Origin of the sequence: Kitasatospora sp. NPDC127121 (genome assembly GCF_042677305.1) — a bacterium.
In the GTDB taxonomy this organism is placed as follows: Bacteria; Actinomycetota; Actinomycetes; order Streptomycetales; family Streptomycetaceae; genus Kitasatospora.
In genome coordinates this window covers 24,120-25,230 of the sequence record NZ_JBHXTQ010000053.1, presented here as the reverse complement: position 1 = coordinate 25,230, position 1,111 = coordinate 24,120, and the positions used below count along the sequence as shown (strand labels likewise).

Sequence of the window (1,111 nt, the reverse complement as noted above, 5' to 3'; positions counted from 1 at the left end):
GGCTCGTCAGGCGAGGGAGGGGTCGGATACGTCGCAGGCGGACGGTGACGGGGTCAAGAAGCCGGGTGATGGCGAGAAGGAGCCGCTACCTGACCCCGGGTATTCGTCGCAGGCCGAGGCGTTCCGGCAGCTGCGTGAGCAGGGTGAGAAGGACCGTGCGGCGGCTGCTGAGGCTGCTCGTAAGGCGAAGGAGGCGTCTGGTCCGCCGAAGGCGGATGAGGAGGCGCCCAAGGAGCCTGGCGGCGACGGTGAGAAGGAGCCGCTGCCCGATCCCGCGTACGTGACGCAGGCCGAGTTGCACCGGCAGCAGCGTGAGCAGGGCGAGGCGGATCGCAAGGCGAAGGCGCTGGCGGATCCGTCCTTCGTGGAGCGTGAGGAGGCCAAGGCTCTGGCCGACGCCAAGAGGCCGCGTTCGACACGGGAGCTCAAATTCCGCACGATCGACGATCTGAACGCCAAGAAGGAGAGCGACGGCTCCGGTGCCGCCGCGCCGGACTCCGGCTCGGACGGGCGGCCCGAGGGCGGGCCCGGCCCTGTCGGTAGCGGAGTGCAGGACCGAGGACGGTCCGAGGGCAGTCAGACCCAGGTGGAGCCGGCCCCCGCCGACTCCGAGGGTCCGGGTGGTGGCGAGCAGCAAGGTCCGGATCGGAAGTCCGGGGTTCACGGGTTCGGTGACCTGAAGGATTCGGGGAAGGGTAAGGCTCCGGCGGAGAAGTTCCCCGGTCAGGGGCACTTGCTGACGGATGATGCTCCGCCGGTGCCGCCGAAGGACGGGGCGGAGGGCTCGGGTGGTGGCGAGAAGCAGTCTCCGGATCGGAAGTCCGGGGTTCATGGGCTCGGTGACCTGAAGGATTCGGGGAAGGGTAAGGCTCCGGCGGAGAAGTTCCCCGGTCAGGGGCGGACGGTTGACGGTCCGCCGTCGGTGCCGCCGAAGGATGGGGTGGTTGAGGGTTCGGGCGGTGGTGCTGGGACGGTGCCTCCGGATCGGAAGACGGGCGTTCACGGGCTTGGCGATGTGAAGGATTCGGGGAAGGGTAAGGCTCCGGCGGAGAAGTTCCCCGGTCAGGGGCGGACGGTTGACGGTCCGCCGTCGGTGCCGCCGAAGGATGGG

The 1,111-nt window shown here is 69.6% G+C and carries 1 pseudogene; it reads left to right on the top strand.

The annotated features are described in order from the left end of the window. A pseudogene (locus ACFVHI_RS24375) lies at window positions 1-1,111 on the top strand (hypothetical protein); the annotation flags it as partial.